This is a genomic window from Pseudomonadota bacterium, assembly GCA_034660915.1.
Taxonomy (GTDB): Bacteria; Desulfobacterota; Anaeroferrophillalia; order Anaeroferrophillales; family Anaeroferrophillaceae; genus DQWO01.
This window is the reverse complement of the sequence record JAYEKE010000232.1, coordinates 1,724-3,269: the sequence shown is the minus strand read 5'-3', so window position 1 is coordinate 3,269 and position 1,546 is coordinate 1,724. Positions and strand designations below refer to the sequence as shown.

Below are 1,546 nucleotides of genomic sequence, written 5' to 3'. Positions count from 1 at the left end.
ACCGTATACCGTAAAATGTTGGTGCATGGTGGCTGTTCCCCGGAAAAATAAACTGAGTAATATAAACCGGGAACTGAAACGGGGGCGAAAGAAAAAAAAGAAAAGAGCATATGCGGCCTTGTTTGCCCGGACAGGTTTGGTATTGCTCATGGTAATTGTCAGTTTTTTGATCTGGACACGGATACCGTTAATTACCACTTATATCAGGCAGCAGTTAACTGAACAGGAAATAGGAACCATAAAGGAGGTTGTTGTGCAAGGAAATTATCACACTGCCAAGGAAGGAATCGTACAGCAGTTGGACTTGGAACCGGGGATGTTGCTGTTTGACGTGGATCTGGTTGATAAGCAGGCTGCAGTGGAAAACCTGCCATATGTAAAGACTGCCCAGCTCAGTCGGCAATGGCCTGATCGCCTGCTGGTTTCTGTGACTGAAAGGGTGCCTGTGGCCATTGTTAACCTGGAAAAACTTTATTACGTTGATGTTGACGGGCAGATTTTTAAGCGGATTGATCCTGGGGAGGAAGTTGACTTGCCGGTTTTTACCGGATTGTCGGTGGCTCAACTGCAGAAAAATCCTGAACAGGGGCGGGTTTTACTGGATCTTGGTTTAAAGTTGCTGGCCTGCTGGCAGGAAAATGATGCCTATGGTCAGGAAGGAATAGCGGAGATTAATTTGGATAATGCTTTTGGTTTGACGGTCTTTACCCGCCGGCATATCTGGCAACTTCGTTTGGGTCTGGAGGAATTTCGGCTGAAATTGAAACATTGGCAGAAAGTGCTTAACTATTTGGGTAAGGAAGTGGAACTGGTGAGCGGTTTTGATTGCAGTGCCGGATATTCGGTAGTGGTAAGGTATGGGGATGCCAGCCACTAGTCAGTATGATGTGCAGGGGGGTATGATGGCTAAAAATGATCAGATTGTCGTTGGTTTAGATGTCGGGACCACGAAGATCTGCGCCATTGTTGGCAAGATAACTGTGGAAGGAATTGAAATTATCGGGATTGGGACCAATCCTTCGGAAGGTTTGCGTAAAGGAGTGGTAGTCAATATCGACAGTACGGTTGATTCGATAAAAAAAGCGGTTCATGAAGCTGAATTGATGTCAGGAACAGACATTAAAGCGGTGGTGACCGGTATTGCCGGAGCACATATTAAAGGTTTTAACAGCCATGGCATTATCGGGGTCAAGGATCGGGAGGTTTCGTCCAAAGATGTTGAAAAAGTTCTGGAAGCGGCCAAAGCAGTAGCTATTCCCATGGATCGTGAAGTGATTCATACCATGGCCCAGGAGTTTATTATTGATGATCAGGATGGGATTAATGATCCGGTAGGTATGTCCGGTGTCAGGCTGGAGGTGAAAGTCCATATTGTTACCGCCGCAGTGGCATCAGCACAGAATATTGTTCGCTCATGTAACCGTGCCGGCCTGGAAGTTTATGATATAGCTTTGCAGCAGATAGCTTCCAGTGCTGCGGTCTTGACTCCCGAGGAACGGGAATTGGGAGTTATGGTGATCGATATTGGTGGTGGTACTACTGATAT

Annotated in this window: 2 protein-coding genes; both read left to right on the top strand. The window is 46.4% G+C overall.

Annotated elements, in window-relative coordinates:
* The coding region (locus U9P07_12870) for an FtsQ-type POTRA domain-containing protein (protein MEA2110296.1) at nucleotides 1–877 on the top strand (877 nt) is incomplete at its 5' end.
* Between the two features lie 22 nt (nucleotides 878–899).
* Nucleotides 900–1,546: cell division protein FtsA (ftsA, locus tag U9P07_12865; protein MEA2110295.1), on the top strand; the 647-nt coding region annotated here is incomplete at its 3' end.